This window comes from Kribbella sp. VKM Ac-2571 (genome assembly GCF_004362255.1).
Lineage (GTDB): Bacteria > Actinomycetota > Actinomycetes > Propionibacteriales > Kribbellaceae > Kribbella > Kribbella pratensis.
In genome coordinates this window covers 148,843-164,465 of the sequence record NZ_SNWS01000004.1, presented here as the reverse complement: position 1 = coordinate 164,465, position 15,623 = coordinate 148,843, and the positions used below count along the sequence as shown (strand labels likewise).

Here is a 15,623-nt window from a genome sequence, read left to right as displayed (position 1 = left end):
TCCGCCGGTTCGGTTTCCCGCGCCTCGACCGGTGAGCCGTTCCCGATCGGCGCCGGCCGTCCTACGGTGTGACGAAGGGGAGGAATCATGCACAAACGTCACGTGATGGCCGCTCTCGGCCTGCCCGTCCTGCTGATGGGCCTCGTCTCCACGTCGGCGGCCGCCACCGGTGCACCCGCGCCGGGGCCGGCCGTCGTCAAGCACTCGGTCTACGACTCGCCTTGTGACCGGATCCGCTTCGGCGACCAGCGGACATCCCGGCAGACATCCCGGCAGTCCAGGGTTTTCCCGACCCGGATCGCCCTACCGGACGGATTCCAGCCGGAAGGCATCGCGATCAGCCGCGGTACGGCGTACTTCGGATCGCTCGTCGACGGCGACATCTACGCCGCCACGCTGCGCACCGGGCGCGGAAAGGTGATCAGCCAGGGACCCGGTACGCCGTCGGTCGGACTGAAGGCGGACAACCGCGGACGACTGTGGATCGCCGGCGGATCGGCAGGGAACGCCCGCGTGGTCGACATCCGCACCGGCAAGATCCTGAAGAGCTACACGTTGACCACCCAGACGGCGACGTTCGTGAACGACGTGGTGCTCAGCAGGACCAGCGCCTGGTTCACGGACTCCAGTCGTCCCGTCGTCTACCAGGTGCCGATCGGCCGGCACGGCCGGCTCTTGAACAAGGTGCGGACCGTTCCGCTGAGCGGCGACTACGTGCACGATCCGACCGGCTTCAACGGCAACGGCATCACGCTGACGCCGGACGGCCGGGCGCTGATCATCGTGCAGTCGTCGACCGGATTCCTGTTCCGGGTCGATCCGCGGACCGGCGTCACCAAGCGCGTGAACCTCGGCGGCACGCTGATGACGAACGGTGACGGGATGCTGCTGCTCGGACGGTTGCTGTACGTCGTGCAGAACTTCTCCAACCAGGTCGCGGTGGTGCGCCTCGACCGGGCCGGGACGACGGGCCGGCAGATCCGGACCATTACCGATGCGAGCTTCGACATCCCGACGACCGCTGCCGCGTTCGGGTCCCGGCTGTACCTGGTGAACGCCCGGTTCAGCACTCCGCCGACGGCTACGACGCCCTACTGGGCCACGGCTGTCCGCCGCTGAGGGTCAGCGGACGGTGCGGAGGTCGCCTCGGGCCGCGGCCTTGAGGCGGCTTCCGCACGACAGGCGCACGGAGTAGCCGGCCGGGATGTTCAGCGGCTCGCCGGTCTGCGGGTTGCGGCCGGTGCGCGGGGCGCGCATGACCCGCTCGATGCTGAGCAGGCCGGTCAGCGACACCTTGTCGCCGCGCTGCACAGCCTCGGTGACGACGTCGCCCAGCGCGTCGATGACGTTTTCGGCCTGGCCGCGCGGGATACCCGCCTTCTGCGCCACGCCGGCGATCAGTTCGTTCCGGTTCACGGCTCTCCTCAGACTCGGTTCACACTTCCGAGCAACACCTTAACCGCAATGATTGTCATTAGCGAGAAGCCTTCGTGATTACAGGCCGTCTTGGTCGTGCCAGTGGTTCTGCCAGCGGTTGTCGATCGCGTCGTCGGCGCGCTGGTAGCGGATGTCGGTCGACAGGCGGAGCTCCGTCGACACGTTGTCGAGGGCCGCGTGGACGCTGTGTGCGGTGTGTACGACGACATCTCCGGCGGCGTAGTCCGCGACCAGCCAGTTGGCGTCGTACTGCGTAGCCAGAGCGGGCAGGTCCGCGGTGATGGACGCAGCCGGGCGCTTGAGCCGGCCGGCTGCCTCTTCCTCGAGCACTCTGTGGTGGCTGCCCTCCAGGTAGGTCAGCCCGCCGCGACTGACCGGACAGTCGCCGAGTGGGATCCACGCGGACAGCACCTGGTCACTGCCGCCACGCAGGTATACGAGGTCGTAGTGCGCCTGGGTCGCCGTACCGATGCCGTTCTCACCCGGCGCTGTCTGCCGGATGATCTTCCGCCGGTGCAGGAACGGCTCACCACCAAGGAACCACTCGAACCAGCCCTTCAACGCCGGCTGCGCACAGAAGGCCGCGTACTCAGGCCCCGGCACGATCTCCTCGAACAGCACCTTCCGGTACGACGCTCTGTCCGCAACAGCCCCCGTCAACCCGAAGTAGTACTCCCGGAACGCCAGCACCACCGCAGGGTCCAGCAGACCGGTCAGGAACAGGTACCCGTCCCGCTGCAATCGTGCGCGTAGCTGCGGCCGATCGCCCCGCTCCTCCTCAGGCACCGCCACCAGCTCACCCAACCGTTGCTCATCGAGCACATATCCGTTAGACGTCAGCACAGCTCCATTCCACCGGCGTACGGCGCTCAGCGGAATGGACACCCGCCCCGGCTTCTTGGACTCTTGTAGCCGTGCAGAACTGGTCGATCTACCTGACACCAAGCGCTGTCGAGAGCCAACTTGGACTCTCCTGTCTTGGCGCCGGCGAACAGACGCACGGCGCCGAGCCCGCACCGGACCGTGCGCTCGGCTGTCACGCCCTGGTCTGGCTGAGAGAAGGCCGCGGCCACCTGCTGCATGGCCCTGACCGCCAACTGCACGAGATACGCGCTCCTGCGATGCTCTGGCTCTTCCCTGGTGTTCTGCACGGCTACCGCCCCGCGACACGCTGGCGTCAGGCCTGGACCCTGTTCAGCGGATCTGCGACCGCCGCACTCACCTCACTCGGCCACCTCGATCCCGGCCAACCAGTCCGCCGGTACGGCGACCCGCGTCCGATCGACCGCGCGTTCACCCGCCTCCTCCGCGTCAGCACGCAGCACAACGCCGTACAGCTGACGGGAGCGCTCTACGACCTGATCGGTCTGGCTGGAACGAGTTCTGGTGACGGAGTCGCCGCACGGCTCGCTGAGCTCGCGTGTACGCCAATGAGCATTCAGGACTACGCCAGTGAGCTAGGACTCACCGTGAACGAGTTGCGCGACGCAGTACGCCGTACGACAGGTTCAACCCCGCATGAGCTCGTTCTGAGCACCAGACTCAGCTCTGCAAAGGTTTTGCTCGCCGAGGAGGACCTGTCGGTCGCGGCCGTCGCGCGGCGGGTCGGGTACGACGATCCGGCGTACTTCAGCCGCCTGTTCGCCGCCAGGGTTGGGATGTCGCCGGTCGCGTTCCGGCGGTCCGGTTCGATCTCCGGGCGGATTTCCTCCCTTTGAAGGAGGCGCCATCGACTTTCCGACGTGTAAAACCATTCACTGGGGTGACGTGGTCGAGGGCCGGTCACCGATACGGTCATGGCTATGAGTGATACGCAGCCCATCGACCCGCGACAGGCGAACCCGGCGCGACGCCCGAAGAAGCGCCGCAACTGGTTCCTCCGGACCGTCGGACTGATCGTCCTGCTGTTCGTTGTGATGCTGATCGCCGTCCCGCTCTACGCCTGGAGCCGGATCGACAAGCTCGACGCGATGCCCACCGGCGAGCGGCCGGCCGAGACCCCCGGTACGACGTACCTGATGGTCGGATCGGACGCCCGCGAGGACCTCAGCCGGGCCGAGCGTGCCCGGCTGCACACCGGCGGGGACGCCGGCCCGCCGCGGACCGACTCGATCATGCTGATGCACGTCCCGAAGTCCGGCCCGACGGTGCTGATCAGCATCCCGCGCGACAGCGCGGTGAACATCCCCGGCGTCGAGGGCAAGCAGAAGATCAACGCCGCCTTCAACAAGGGTCCGGCGGCGCTGATCCAGACGATCGAGAACAACACCGGGCTGCGGATCGACCACTACGTGGAGGTCGGCTTCGGCGGTTTCGCGTCGGTGATCGACAGCGTCGGCGGCATCAGAATGTGTTTGCCGAAGGCAATGAACGACGACAAGGCGCACATCAACCTGCCGGCCGGCTGCCAGGAACTGGACGGCGTGAAGGCTCTCGGGTACGTGCGCTCGCGACACGCCGACGGCAAGAACGACTTCGGCCGGACCGAGCGGCAGCGGCAGATGGTCGGCGCGGTCGCGAAGAAGGCCGCCTCGCCGTCGACGTTCCTGAACCCGGTGCGGTACTACAACGTCGCGACCAAGGGCGTCGACGCACTGACGGTCGACAAGGACATGAGCCTGTTCGACTTCGTCCGGTTCGCCCGCGGTATGCAGGCGATCTCCGGCAGCGGCGGCGTCGCGCTGAGCGTGCCGACCAGCGACGACAACTTCCGGCTGTGCTGCAACCGGGGCGACGCGGTGAAGTGGGACACCGCCAAGGCGAAGGCGCTCTTCAACGCGCTCAAGGAAGACAACACCAGCGGCCTGAAGAGCAGTTGATCGTCCTCGTCCACGCGGTGGTGAGCCTGGGGATGCTCATCGTCGTACCCCTCGGACTGACTCTCCTGCCGACGCTAGGGAGGCACCCCCTAACCATCAGCACTCGTTGGTGGTTCGCGTTCGCGGTTCCTGGTGCGGTGGCTCTGTGGCTGCCACGTGGTGCGGTGTCGATCGTGCTGGCGTCGGTCTACTTCGTCGGGACGCTCGTGCTCATCGCACTGGCCGCACGGCACTTCTTCCACGCCAGGACCGTCAGCACGCGACAGGTGGCGCTCTACACGGCCCTTGCCACGCCGTCGATCGCAGCGCTCGCACTGGTCGCCGAGCGTTCGTCGTACGAGCTGTTCGGCTTCAACCTGACCGTGCTGTCGCTGACGGTCGCGCACTTCCATTTCGCCGGCTTCGCGGCCGCGCTGATGGCCTACCTCGCTGCGGACGGTCTGGCGGCAGTGAGTGTTCCACTGGGTACTGCGATCGTTCTGCTCGGGTTCTTCCTCGGCGACCCGGTGGAGCTCGTTGGAGCCGTCGTACTGACCACAGGCATGTGGCTGGTCGGCTGGAACCTGTGGAAGCGGTCGCAACGTGTGGACCGGACTACAGCGATCCTGTTGACAGTGTCCGGCTCCGTGCTCGTGCTGACGATGCTGCTCGCAATCAGTTGGGCACTGGGACATGTGGTGGACACGCCGTACCTGCCGTTGGAGTGGATGGTTGCCACGCACGGTGTGGCGAATGCGGTTGGCTTTGCGCTGTGCGGCGTACTGGCAATGCGACGGGAAGGAGCCCGATGAAGCTGGAAGACCTGGCGGGGTTGCGGTTCACGTACGACGAGGTGGGGTGCACGCAGTACGACGAGACACCCGAGGGCTTCCACCGACTGGAGTATCGGCAGCGGATCGGCGACGGGGACGAGGTGTTCCAGCGGGCTGCAGACGCGTTGCTGACATGGCGCATGCACCGCGCGGCCGGCATACCCGTGACCGCGACCGCCACACCACCGCAGGTCGGCACCGACTCGCTGGGCCGCCTAGGACCCGGCATGTTGATCCGTCGCCTCCGAACACAGACCCAACTAGGTCTGCCAGTGCCGTGCCGGGTCGTCCGGGTCGTCAACGAACCGGACCGCATCGGCTTCGCGTACGGCACCTTGGCAGGCCACCCCGAGGCGGGCGAGGAGTCCTTTCTCGTCACCCGCGACCAGGACGGCGTGTACGCCACTATCCGCGCCTACAGCCGCCCTGCCACCTGGTACACCCACCTGGCCGGTCCCATCACCCGCAGGGCCCAGCGCTATGCCGCAACCCGCTACGCCGCAGCCCTACGCCGGTTAGCTACCTGAGGCATGCAAAGGCCCCGCGAGCTCATACCTCCGCGGGGCCGCGACCTTTGTACCGTCTGCAGCCACACCGGCGTTTGAGCGACACGCGAACAACAGGCGACAACCCGAGGTGCACTGGGAGCCGCAGTACTGCGAGACTGTGGCGGGTGAGTCCTAAGACGTTGTCGGATCTGGTGGCGCCGGACTGGGCTGAGGCGTTGGCTCCGGTCGAAGAGACTGTGGCGCGGATGGGTGAGTTCCTCCGCAGCGAACTCGCCGCGGGGCGGGCCTATCTGCCGGCCGGGGAGAACGTGCTGCGCGCGTTCCACCGGCCGCTGCAACAGGTGAAGGTGCTCATTGTCGGGCAGGACCCGTATCCGACCCCTGGCCACCCGGTCGGACTCAGCTTCTCGGTGGCTCCCGACGTACGGCCGATTCCACGCAGCCTCGCGAACATCTACCGCGAACTGATGGCGGACGTCGGCGTACCGGCGCCGTCCAACGGTGACCTCACCCCCTGGGCCGACCAGGGCGTACTGATGCTCAACAGAGTCCTGACCGTGCAACCGGGCAAGTCCGGTGCACACCGCGGCAAGGGCTGGGAGAGCGTCACCGAGCAGGCGATCCACGCGCTGGTCGACCGCGGCGGCCCGCTGGTCGCGATCCTCTGGGGACGCGACGCCCAGACCCTCAAGCCGATGCTGGGCAGCACACCGTACGTCGAGAGCGCGCACCCGAGCCCGATGTCCGCCGACCGCGGCTTCTTCGGCTCCCGCCCGTTCAGCCGCGTCAACGCCCTCCTCGCCGAACAGGGCGCCGACCCGATCGACTGGCGCCTCCCCTAACCGCCTTTTCCGATGTGTGGGTGATGGTTGCCCCCATCCGGTCGTGAGACAGGCAATGGTGGGTGGGGACCTGGTATTGCCTGTCTGCTGCCGCCATTTCCTGTCCCCAGTCCCCGCTGCCGCGCCGCTGCCAACGAGCCGGATGTCCGCCAGAAGACGAGGGGAGATCCCTTCGTGTGTGGGGTTCTCTGCTGATATACGAGGGGGGTTATCCATTGCTGTTGCGCGATGCGCGAGCCGGTCCGTGCCTACCGGTCCGGCCGGTGGTCTCACGCCACGAGTTCCTGTCTCACGCCACCAGATTCCCCCGCCACCGCACCCCGGTCGGCCAACCCTGCCCGACCACCCACACATGCGTCACAAGACCCTCTTCCAGCGGTACGACGACGCGCCGGGGCCTCAGGGTCACGGCGCGTTGTCGTGTTTCGGAAAGATTTGTTCGAATGATGCATTGCAGGATCGTTCAACAATCTCCTATGGTGAGCGGAATCGCCCTGTCCCTCCGGGAGGAACCATGTGGGTTCTGCTCGCCATCGCGGTAGTAGTCGTCGGGTTCGCCGTCGGAATCAACTCGATGCTGGTCGTCACAGCGGCCGGCATCGTGGCCGGCCTGATCGGCGGACTGTCTCCGGTCAAGATCCTGAACGCGTTCGGCGACGGCTTCGCCGGCAGCCGGTCCGTCACCGTCTTCATCGTCACGCTGCCCGTCATCGGGCTGATCGAGCGCTACGGCCTGCAGCACCAGGCCCGCAAGCTGATCGGCAAGCTCAAGGTCCTCACGACCGGCCGCTTGCTGGCCATCTACCTACTGATCCGGCAGGGCACCGCAGCCCTCGGCCTGACCAGCATCGGCGGTCCCGCGCAGGCGGTCCGGCCGCTCATCCACCCGATGGCCGCCGGCGCCGCGGAACGGCGCTACGGCAAGCTCCCGGAGAAACTCCAGGAGAAGATCAAGGGCTTCGCGGCCAGCGCCGACACGGTCGGGTTGTTCTTCGGTGAGGACATCTTCGTCGCGATCGGTTCGATCCTGCTGATCACCGGCTTCGTCGACACGACGTACGGCCTGCACCTGGAAGCGATCGACATCGCGCTCTGGGCGATCCCGACCGGGATCTGCGCCCTGCTCATCCACGGCACGCGCCTGCTGCTCCTCGATCGCCAGCTGGACAAGCTCGCGGCCGGGGACAAGGCCGCGACGAAGGAGGCCGCGCGATGATCAAGGTCGAGTGGTTCTACTGGCTGTGCGGGATCTTCTTCGTCCTGATCGCGCTGCAGGTGCTCAACGACCGCACCAACCCGAAGCGGGTCGGCAGCGCGGCGTTCTGGGGCATCCTCGGCCTCTCGTTCGGCTACGGAACGTTCGTGGTTAACAAGCAGGCGCCGTCCTGGCTGCTCGGTATCGCGGTGATCGGCCTCGCGGTGCTGGCCGGCTCGGGCTTCCCGGGCAAGGGCGAGGAGCGTACGACGACCCCCGCCGAGCGCGTGCACTTCGCCGACCGGTTCGGCAACAAGTTGTTCCTGCCCGCGCTGGTGATCCCGGTCGTCGCGGCGATCTTCGGGGCCTGGCTCGCGAAGGTGAAGCTCGGCGACGGCAAGTTGCTGCTGCAGACCGGCTCCGCCACCATCATCGGCCTGGGGGTCGCGTCGATCCTGGCGCTGATCGTCGGCATGGTGCTGCTCCGGCCGAAGTCCCCGGCCGTGCCGGTGCACGAGGGGCGCCGTCTGCTCGAGCACATCGGCTGGGCGGCGATCCTGCCGCAGATGCTGGCCACGCTAGGCCTACTGTTCAACACGTCCGGCGTCGGCAAGGCGGTCGGACGGGTCACCGACCACCTGGTCCCGAAGGGCTCGCTGATCGCCGCGGTGGCCTTGTACTGCGTCGGTATGGCGGTCTTCACGATCATCATGGGCAACGCGTTCGCAGCGTTCCCGGTCATGACGGCCGCGGTCGGCTGGCCGCTGCTGCACGAGCAGTTCCATGGCACGCCCGCGATCATCTTCGCGGTCGGCATGCTGGCCGGCTTCTGCGGCACGTTGTGTACGCCGATGGCGGCCAACTTCAACCTGGTCCCGGCGGCGTTGCTCGAAATGAAGGACCAGTACGGGCCGATCAAGGCGCAGATCCCGACCGCGATCCCGCTGCTGGGCTGCAACATCCTGATCATGTATTTCTTCGCATTTTAAGGGGTTTCATGAAGTACGCCGCCGCCTGGGCAGACATCGCCTGCGAGGTGCTCGAGACGCCGTACCCGTACGGCACTGCCCACGCGTCGCGGGGCCCGGACGACGTCGACGTGACCCCGGATCGCTTGCACCCGGCGTTCCACGGATCCTACGACTGGCACTCCAGCGCACACATGCAGTGGTCCCTGGTCCGGTTGCTCACGTTGGCGCCGGACCAGGTCGGCCGCCGCCCCATCGAGGTCCTCGACCGGCGCCTGACGCCCGACGCGATCGCCACCGAGGCCGCGTACCTACGGGAGCGTCCGTCGTACGAACGCCCGTACGGCTGGGCCTGGGCCGCGATGCTGGTCGCTGCCACCCGCAAGACTCAGTGGGCAGACGCGCTCACTCCGCTCGGCGATGTCATCGCGGACCTCGTCCTCGCCTGGATGCCGAAGCAGGCGTACCCGGTGCGGCACGGCGTACACCTCAACTCCGCGTTCGCTCTCGCGCTGCTGCACGAGGCATACGGCGAGTTGGATCGCGCTGATGTGGCCGAAGCGATCCGCGCTCGCGCACTGCAGTGGTTCGGCAGCGACACGGCGTACGACACCCGATTCGAGCCCTCGGGAACTGACTTCTTGTCGCCGGCGCTGTCCGAGGCGGAGTTGATGCGGCGGGTGCTGCCGGACGCCGAGTTCGCCGGCTGGCTGTCCGCGTTCCTGCCGGGGCTGGGTGGCGACGCGCACCAGCACCTGCTCGAGGTGCCGGTGACGGATGACTCCGGTGACGGGCAGTTGGCGCACTTGTCCGGGCTGGCGTTGTCGCGAGCGTGGCAGCTGCGGGCGCTCGCGCCGGCGCTGCCGGATGTGGCCGACGTACTGCGGGCTGCTGCGGACCGTCAGGTCGATGCGGTGCTGCCGACGGTCACCGACGGGGACTTCATGTCGACGCACTGGCTGGTGTCGTTCGCCCTCCTCGCTGACCAGGCGTAGCTCCCTGATCCCCTCCGGGTGATTGACCCGGCCGCAGTCCGCCGTACGGTCTCGGGCTAATAGGAAACTTTCCTAACAGTTCGGATGATCAGCGCGGCGAGTACCCGCGGGCGGCGAAGGGCGGCAGGGTTGGCACATGGCAACAACACCCGGAACGCCGCGCCTACTGCGCGCGATGAACGACCGCGCCGCCCTGGACCTGCTGCTCAGCCAGGGCCCGCTCTCCCGTACCACGCTGGGCAACCTGACCGGGCTGTCCAAGCCGACCGCCTCCCAGCTGCTCGCGCGGCTGGAGGCGGCGCACCTGGTGCGCCCGAGCGGCACCACCGCGGGCCGTCCGGGACCGAACGCGCAGCTGTACGAGATCAACGGCGAGATCGCGTACGTCGCGGGGCTGGACGTCACACCGGCCCGCATCCGTGCCGCCGTCGCGGACCTGACCGGCATGGTAGTCGGCCGCTACGAGCTGGCCACCCCGGGTCGCAGCGCCAAGGGCACGGTCGACCGGGTCGTCAAGGCGATCGAGGGCGCGGCCGGCGAGGCAGGCCTGAGCCGTGAGCGCCTCCACCGGGTCTCGATCGGCACGCCTGGCGGTTTCGACCCGACGACCGGCCGGCTGCGGTACGCGACGCATCTGCCCGGTTGGCACGCCCCGCACCTGCTCGAGGAGCTGGCCGCGGCGATCGCCGTACCGCTGGAGGTCGAGAACGACGTCAACCTGGCCGCGATCGCGGAGCAGCGCGTCGGCCATGCCCAGGAGCACGACAACTTCGTGCTGCTCTGGGGCGAGGAAGGCATCGGCGCCGCGATCGTCATCAACGGCCGCCTGCACCGCGGCGCGACCGGCGGCGCTGGCGAGGTGGCGTTCCTGCCGCTTCCGGGTACGCCGTTGGTCCGCAACGTCGGCCGCAACAACGCCGGCGGTTTCCAGGAACTCGCCGGCGGCGAACCGGTCCTGGAGCTCGCCCGTGAGCACGGCCTGAAAGCCCGTACGCCGGAAGCCGCGATCGCGGCCGCACTACAGACCGAGGGCGCGGGCGACGCCGTACTGAATGAGTTCGCGCACCGGCTCGCGGTCGGTCTCGCCGCGATCGTCGCGGTCGTCGACCCCGAGCTGATCGTGCTGGCCGGTGGCGTCATCACCGCAGGCGGCGAACGCCTGCGCGGGCTGGTCCAGGATGAGCTCGCCGATCTCGCCGTACCGCGGCCGCAGCTGTTGATGACCGCGATCAGCACCGACCCCGTGCTCTCCGGAGCCCTGCAGTCCGCCTTGAGCACCACCCGCGACGAGGTCTTCGACACGGCGGGACCACCCATCACCTAGGAGTCAACCGATGAAACTCGCAGTCGTTGGTGGCGGATCCACTTACACGCCTGAGCTCGTTGATGGCTTCGCCCGACTGCGGGACACGTTGCCGGTGTCGGAGCTTGTGCTCGTCGACCCGGCGGCCGACCGGCTTGAGCTGGTCGGCGGTCTGGCGCGGCGCATCTTCGCCAAACAAGGACATGCCGGCCGGGTGATCACCACGTCCGACCTGGACGCGGGGATCGACGGTGCGGACGCCGTACTGCTGCAGCTGCGAGTCGGTGGACAGGCTGCGCGCAACGAGGACGAGACGTGGCCGCTGGAGTGTGGCTGCGTCGGTCAGGAGACCACAGGTGCTGGCGGTCTCGCGAAGGCGCTGCGGACGGTACCTGTCGTGCTGGACATTGCCGACCGAGTACGGCGTACCAACCCGGACGCGTGGATCATCGACTTCACCAACCCGGTCGGGATCGTGACGCGGGCCCTGCTGTCCCACGGACACAAGGCAGTCGGGCTGTGCAACGTCGCCATCGGGTTCCAGCGCCGGTTCGCCGCGATGCTGGGGGTCACACCGGAGGAGGTGTCGCTCGACCACGTCGGGCTCAACCACCTCACGTGGGAGCGCGCGGTCCGCGTCAACGGTTCGGATGTACTGCCGCAGCTTCTAGAGGAACACCTGTCCGAGATCTCGGATGACCTGCACCTCCCACTGGACCTGGTGCGACAGCTGGGCGTCGTGCCGTCGTACTACCTGCGCTACTACTACGCGCACGACGCCGTGGTGCAGGAGCTGCTGACAAAGCCGTCCCGAGCCGCGGAGGTCGCTGCACTCGAGAAGGAGCTGCTCGACATGTACGCCGACCCGCAGCTCGACGAGAAGCCCGCACTGCTCGAGAAGCGCGGCGGCGCGTACTACTCCGAGGCGGCTGTCGCACTAGCCTCTTCCCTGCTGAACGACACCGGCGACGTGCAGGTCGTCAACACTCTCAACAACGGCACCTTCCCGTTCTTGCCCGATGACGCTGTCATCGAAGTACCGGCCACGGTGAACGCACAGGGCACCCGGCCGGAGCCGGTGTCCCCACTGGAGCCCTTGTACGCCGGACTGGTCGCCCACGTGACGGCGTACGAGGACCTGGCGCTTGAGGCTGCTGTGAAGGGCGGATCCGAGCGAGTGTTCCAAGCTCTGCTGGCGCATCCACTGGTCGGGCAGATCTCCATCGCACAGGAGCTCAGGGACAGGCTGCTGGCACACAACAAGGACTACCTCCCGTGGGCGCGCTAGTCCCAGGCGGTGTTCTCGCCTTCGACGCAGGCAACAGCAAGACCGATGTCGCTCTCGTCGCAGCCGACGGGACAGTGCTCGGTACGGCGCGTGGCGGCGGGTTCGAACCGCAGCGGATCGGCGCCGCGGCCGCTGTGGACAGCCTGGAGCCACTGGCCCGGGCTGCTGCGGCTGCAGCCGGGCTGCGGGTCGGCGACGTACCACTGGTCCAGCAGATCTCGGCGTGCCTGGCCAACGCCGACCTGCCGATAGAGGTCGAGCGACTGACCGCCGTCTTCGAGGACCGCGGCTGGGCCGAGTCGGTGTACGTCACCAACGACACCTTCGCGCTGCTGCGCTCCGGGGTGGACGAGCCGCGTGGTGTCGCGGTTGTCTGCGGCGCGGGCATCAACTGCTCCGGAATGCTGCCGGACGGGCGGACCGCGCGGTTCCCCGCCCTGGGCAAGCTGACCGGCGACTGGGGCGGCGGAGCACAGCTGGCCGAGGAAGCGTTCTGGTCCGCGTCACGGGCCGACGACGGTCGCGGGCCCGCCACCGCACTGCTCACCGCATTGCCGCTGCACTACGGGATGGCGTCCCTTGCCGCGGTGATCGAAGCGTTCCACTTCGGTGAGCTGCCGGCCGACCGGCAGTTGGAGGCCGCGCCGGTGCTGTTCCAGGTCGCGGCCGCCGGTGATGTTGTTGCCCTGGGCATCATTCAGCAGCAGGCCGAGGAGATCGTCGCGATGGCGTCGAGCGCGTTGCGGCGGCTCGACCTGCTCGGCGAGCGGGTCACCGTGGTCCTCGGCGGCGGTGTGCTGACGGCAGGCCACTCGATCCTTCTCGACCGGGTCACGAAGCTGCTCGCCGACGTTGCCCCGAAGGCGATCCCGCGCGTGGTCGACGTACCGCCGGTGGTCGGTGCGGCGCTGCTCGGTCTTGACCACACGGCCGCCGGAGCGAGCGCTCAGGAACGGTTACGTGCCGCGTTCGGGCCGCCGCCGGCCGCTTGATGTTGCAGGCCTGTTTCATTCGAATCCGATGCAAACTCCCGAGTGCGGTGTGGCGTCCCACCAGTAAGACCACATCCACTCGGGAGGTCGATGATGATTCGCAGGATCATTGGTCTAGGTAGCACTACAGCACTCGCGGTCACCGCACCGCTGCTTCTCACCGGCGCCGCACCGGCCACTGCGGCCACCACCAGCTGCAGCCAACTGGCGTCCGCCAAGAGCATCTCGGCGGTGTCGTACGCCGACCGACTCGTTCGCGCCTGGGGTCGGGGCGACACCGCGGCGACCAACTGCTACACATCCACAGCGGCAGCACGCACCCTTTACGCACAGACGACGCGCGGCGGGATCCACTGGCGGCGCGTCTCCACCGAGGGTGCCGCGGGCACGATCTACGTGACGTACCACGACGACGCCCGCGGCGGGAATCTCACGATCGGCGTCCAGAACGTCGGTCTGCGCGCGGCGGACGGCTGGCACGCGGCGTACACCGCCAAGTTCGCCGGCGAGCCGAAGGCCTGGAACGCGGTCCAGTGGTCGGACAACCTCGTCCGGGCCTGGGGACGCGGCGACGCGAAGTGGACGGCCTACTACGCGACGCCGAAGGTCGTCCGGCAGTTGCACAGCATCTCCGCGACGGGCGGATCGCACTGGCGCCGGATCTCGGCCGAGGGTGCGGCGGGTACGACGTACACGACGTACAGGAACGACGTCACCGGGCGGATGCTGCGGATCGGCATCTCGCATGTCGCACTGTCGGACGGGGACGCGCATGCGGCGTACACGGTGACGTACTGGTGACTACTTGAGCTCGATCTGCTTAGGTGTAATCATGATTACATGAGTACACAGACCGAGCAGGAGAAGGTGCGGGGCTGGCTGACCGGACGGTTGCCGGGCGACTGGTTCGAGGGTGACCTCGAACTGGAGATCGACCGGGACGAGATCCTGATCGTCGGCCGGATCCCCGCACCCGAGCAGAACAAGGACGTGAGCGCGGCCGAGCGCTCCGCCGCCGAGGACGGCCGGATCAAGCAGTTCCGCGAGGACACCCGCGAGCGCCGGATCGAGATCGCCCGCGAACTCGAGCACGCCACCCGGCGGAAGGTCGCGTGGGGTCTGCGCTGCGGCGACACCCGCACCGTCTTCACCTCACTGTCCGCGCCGGTGATGACCCGCCTCCGCCAGCCCGAACGCCAGGTCCTCGACACCCTCGTCGACGCCGGCGTGGCCCGCTCCCGTAGCGACGCCCTCGGCTGGTGCGTCAAACTCGTCGCCCAGCACAGCGAAACCTGGCTGGCCGACCTCCGCGAAGCCATGACAAAGGTAGAAGAGGTCCGCAAAGCCGGCCCCGACAACAACTAACGATGCCTACCTACGTGGGGTTTGCAGGGAGCAAGTGCCCCGCGACTGGTGCCGCGCCGGCGGGCCGGCATGAGGCTGTCCCACCCAGGGTCCGGCTCGGCGATCGGCAGGCGACGGGCGGCAACCCGGTTGGATTGCCGCCCGCCTGAGGTGAACTGCCTAGCCTCTACAGCTCTCTTGAAGAGCGCTTGGTTACTGACCCTGTTGCCAGGTGCCGTTCGACGGGGTTCCGTCTGACCAGTTACCCGGGGCGGCGCTGTGGGCCGGGTGCTGGGTGGGCTGGGTGGGCTGGGTGGGCTGCTGGTAGCCGCCTTCGTAGTTGCCCTGGCCCTGGTAGTTGCCCTGCTGCGGGTACTCCGTCGTACCGTCCATCCCGTTCTGCGCGGCCGGCTTGACCATCTTGTCCTTGTCGAACAGGTTGCTCAGTGCGCGGCCGGCCATCTCGCGGCCCCCGAGGCCGAAAGCGAGACCGAGAGCCAGCGCGGCGCCCGCGAGGACGATCAGCAGCGTGTTGCCGGTGAGCTGGACCGCGACACCGAGCTGGGTCAGCGCGGCGAACGCGGCGTACACCAGGACGGCGTACCGGGCCACCTTGGCCAGGGTCTCGTTGGCGGTCGCACCGCGGATGACCGCGGCCAGGAAGTTGGCGAACAGCGCCGCCAGGCAGACGATCACGATCGCGGCGAAGATCCGCGGGATGTAGCCGAGCATGTCGCTCATGAAGTTCGAGATCTCCGGCACGCCGAGTGCGGAGGCGAACATCGTGAAGCTGATCAGGAAGACGAACCAGAACACGACCTTGCCCAGCATCGCCGAAGCGGTCAGCCCCGTGCCCGACCGTTGCAGCACACCGGAGACGCCGGCCCGTTCCATCCAGCCGTCGAAGCCGACGCGGCCGAGCAACTTGCCGACGAGATTGCCGAGGATCTTGGCCACGAAGTAGCCGACGACCAGGATGACCAGGCCGCCCAGCAGGTTCGGGATGAACGACAGCAGCTTGCTGAACGCGTCCTCGAACGGCTGGGTGAAGTCAATTGCTAACGCTGACATCGGATGAACCTTTCAGGACTGGCCCGCATCCGCTGTCGGCGCATAACT

Annotated in this window: 17 protein-coding genes; 14 read left to right on the top strand and 3 right to left on the bottom strand. The window is 67.8% G+C overall.

All coding sequences use genetic code 11. The features are described 5' to 3' along the window. Positions 1 to 87 precede the first annotated feature (87 nt). On the top strand, positions 88 to 1,119 hold the full coding sequence (locus tag EV651_RS11200; RefSeq protein ID WP_133784875.1) for an SMP-30/gluconolactonase/LRE family protein: 1,032 nt from the start codon (positions 88 to 90) through the stop codon (positions 1,117 to 1,119). 3 nt (positions 1,120 to 1,122) lie between these two features. Here EV651_RS11200 and EV651_RS11195 read toward each other — a convergent pair whose 3' ends face one another. After that, positions 1,123 to 1,416, bottom strand: coding sequence for an HU family DNA-binding protein (locus EV651_RS11195; protein WP_133784873.1), 294 nt, complete (start codon positions 1,414 to 1,416; stop codon positions 1,123 to 1,125). 78 nt (positions 1,417 to 1,494) lie between these two features. Beyond that, positions 1,495 to 2,229 carry a phytanoyl-CoA dioxygenase family protein gene (locus tag EV651_RS11190; RefSeq protein ID WP_238156807.1) on the bottom strand — a complete coding sequence of 245 codons (735 nt, stop codon included), beginning with the start codon at positions 2,227 to 2,229 and terminating at the stop codon, positions 1,495 to 1,497. Between the two features lie 122 nt (positions 2,230 to 2,351). Between EV651_RS11190 and EV651_RS11185 the strand changes: the two genes are divergently transcribed. The 13 genes from EV651_RS11185 to EV651_RS11125 all read left to right on the top strand — a co-directional run bounded on the left by EV651_RS11185 (position 2,352) and on the right by EV651_RS11125 (position 14,525). Continuing rightward, positions 2,352 to 3,155 (top strand): AraC family transcriptional regulator, encoded by an 804-nt coding sequence (locus tag EV651_RS11185; protein WP_133784869.1) that lies wholly within the window; start codon positions 2,352 to 2,354, stop codon positions 3,153 to 3,155. 84 nt (positions 3,156 to 3,239) lie between these two features. Beyond that, on the top strand, positions 3,240 to 4,256 hold the full coding sequence (locus EV651_RS11180; protein WP_133784867.1) for an LCP family protein: 1,017 nt from the start codon (positions 3,240 to 3,242) through the stop codon (positions 4,254 to 4,256). Next, on the top strand, positions 4,253 to 5,047 hold the full coding sequence (locus EV651_RS11175) for a YndJ family protein (protein WP_133784865.1): 795 nt from the start codon (positions 4,253 to 4,255) through the stop codon (positions 5,045 to 5,047). The genes EV651_RS11180 and EV651_RS11175 overlap by 4 nt, the downstream gene beginning before the upstream one ends. Beyond that, the gene (locus EV651_RS11170; RefSeq protein WP_133784863.1) at positions 5,044 to 5,595 is read left to right on the top strand and encodes a DUF1990 family protein; all 552 of its coding nucleotides are present in this window, start codon (positions 5,044 to 5,046) and stop codon (positions 5,593 to 5,595) included. The genes EV651_RS11175 and EV651_RS11170 overlap by 4 nt, the downstream gene beginning before the upstream one ends. Positions 5,596 to 5,741: 146 nt before the next feature. Continuing rightward, positions 5,742 to 6,419 carry a uracil-DNA glycosylase gene (locus tag EV651_RS11165; RefSeq protein WP_133784861.1) on the top strand — a complete coding sequence of 226 codons (678 nt, stop codon included), beginning with the start codon at positions 5,742 to 5,744 and terminating at the stop codon, positions 6,417 to 6,419. 514 nt (positions 6,420 to 6,933) lie between these two features. After that, positions 6,934 to 7,635 (top strand): DUF969 domain-containing protein, encoded by a 702-nt coding sequence (locus tag EV651_RS11160; protein ID WP_133784859.1) that lies wholly within the window; start codon positions 6,934 to 6,936, stop codon positions 7,633 to 7,635. Next, positions 7,632 to 8,603, top strand: a complete 972-nt coding sequence (locus tag EV651_RS11155) for a DUF979 domain-containing protein (protein ID WP_133784857.1) — start codon at positions 7,632 to 7,634, stop codon at positions 8,601 to 8,603. The genes EV651_RS11160 and EV651_RS11155 overlap by 4 nt, the downstream gene beginning before the upstream one ends. Positions 8,604 to 8,611: 8 nt before the next feature. Beyond that, positions 8,612 to 9,577 carry a DUF2891 domain-containing protein gene (locus EV651_RS11150; protein ID WP_133784855.1) on the top strand — a complete coding sequence of 322 codons (966 nt, stop codon included), beginning with the start codon at positions 8,612 to 8,614 and terminating at the stop codon, positions 9,575 to 9,577. Between the two features lie 136 nt (positions 9,578 to 9,713). Next, the gene (locus EV651_RS11145; RefSeq protein WP_133784853.1) at positions 9,714 to 10,901 is read left to right on the top strand and encodes an ROK family transcriptional regulator; all 1,188 of its coding nucleotides are present in this window, start codon (positions 9,714 to 9,716) and stop codon (positions 10,899 to 10,901) included. Positions 10,902 to 10,911: 10 nt separating this feature from the next. Beyond that, complete coding sequence (locus EV651_RS11140) at positions 10,912 to 12,168, top strand: 6-phospho-beta-glucosidase (protein ID WP_133784852.1); 1,257 nt, start codon at positions 10,912 to 10,914, stop codon at positions 12,166 to 12,168. Then, positions 12,156 to 13,160, top strand: a complete 1,005-nt coding sequence (locus EV651_RS11135) for an N-acetylglucosamine kinase (RefSeq protein ID WP_133784850.1) — start codon at positions 12,156 to 12,158, stop codon at positions 13,158 to 13,160. Before EV651_RS11140 ends, EV651_RS11135 begins: the two co-directional genes overlap by 13 nt. A 90-nt stretch (positions 13,161 to 13,250) precedes the next feature. Next, on the top strand, positions 13,251 to 13,961 hold the full coding sequence (locus EV651_RS11130) for a hypothetical protein (protein ID WP_133784848.1): 711 nt from the start codon (positions 13,251 to 13,253) through the stop codon (positions 13,959 to 13,961). A 39-nt stretch (positions 13,962 to 14,000) separates the two neighbouring features. Beyond that, complete coding sequence (locus EV651_RS11125) at positions 14,001 to 14,525, top strand: hypothetical protein (protein ID WP_133784846.1); 525 nt, start codon at positions 14,001 to 14,003, stop codon at positions 14,523 to 14,525. 192 nt (positions 14,526 to 14,717) lie between these two features. Here EV651_RS11125 and EV651_RS11120 read toward each other — a convergent pair whose 3' ends face one another. Next, complete coding sequence (locus EV651_RS11120) at positions 14,718 to 15,575, bottom strand: hypothetical protein (RefSeq protein ID WP_133784844.1); 858 nt, start codon at positions 15,573 to 15,575, stop codon at positions 14,718 to 14,720. Positions 15,576 to 15,623: the final 48 nt, after the last annotated feature.

What these genes read in the sequence shown, in the direction of transcription:
- EV651_RS11170 (WP_133784863.1), top strand. Translation starts at nt 5,044, where the DNA reads ATGAAGCTGGAAGACCTGGCGGGGTTGCGGTTCACGTACGACGAGGTG.
- EV651_RS11130 (WP_133784848.1), top strand. Translation starts at nt 13,251, where the DNA reads ATGATGATTCGCAGGATCATTGGTCTAGGTAGCACTACAGCACTCGCG.
- EV651_RS11155 (WP_133784857.1), top strand. Translation starts at nt 7,632, where the DNA reads ATGATCAAGGTCGAGTGGTTCTACTGGCTGTGCGGGATCTTCTTCGTC.
- EV651_RS11160 (WP_133784859.1), top strand. Translation starts at nt 6,934, where the DNA reads ATGTGGGTTCTGCTCGCCATCGCGGTAGTAGTCGTCGGGTTCGCCGTC.
- EV651_RS11125 (WP_133784846.1), top strand. Translation starts at nt 14,001, where the DNA reads ATGAGTACACAGACCGAGCAGGAGAAGGTGCGGGGCTGGCTGACCGGA.
- EV651_RS11180 (WP_133784867.1), top strand. Translation starts at nt 3,240, where the DNA reads ATGAGTGATACGCAGCCCATCGACCCGCGACAGGCGAACCCGGCGCGA.
- EV651_RS11150 (WP_133784855.1), top strand. Translation starts at nt 8,612, where the DNA reads ATGAAGTACGCCGCCGCCTGGGCAGACATCGCCTGCGAGGTGCTCGAG.
- EV651_RS11140 (WP_133784852.1), top strand. Translation starts at nt 10,912, where the DNA reads ATGAAACTCGCAGTCGTTGGTGGCGGATCCACTTACACGCCTGAGCTC.
- EV651_RS11145 (WP_133784853.1), top strand. Translation starts at nt 9,714, where the DNA reads ATGGCAACAACACCCGGAACGCCGCGCCTACTGCGCGCGATGAACGAC.
- EV651_RS11200 (WP_133784875.1), top strand. Translation starts at nt 88, where the DNA reads ATGCACAAACGTCACGTGATGGCCGCTCTCGGCCTGCCCGTCCTGCTG.
- EV651_RS11120 (WP_133784844.1), bottom strand. Translation starts at nt 15,575, where the DNA reads ATGTCAGCGTTAGCAATTGACTTCACCCAGCCGTTCGAGGACGCGTTC.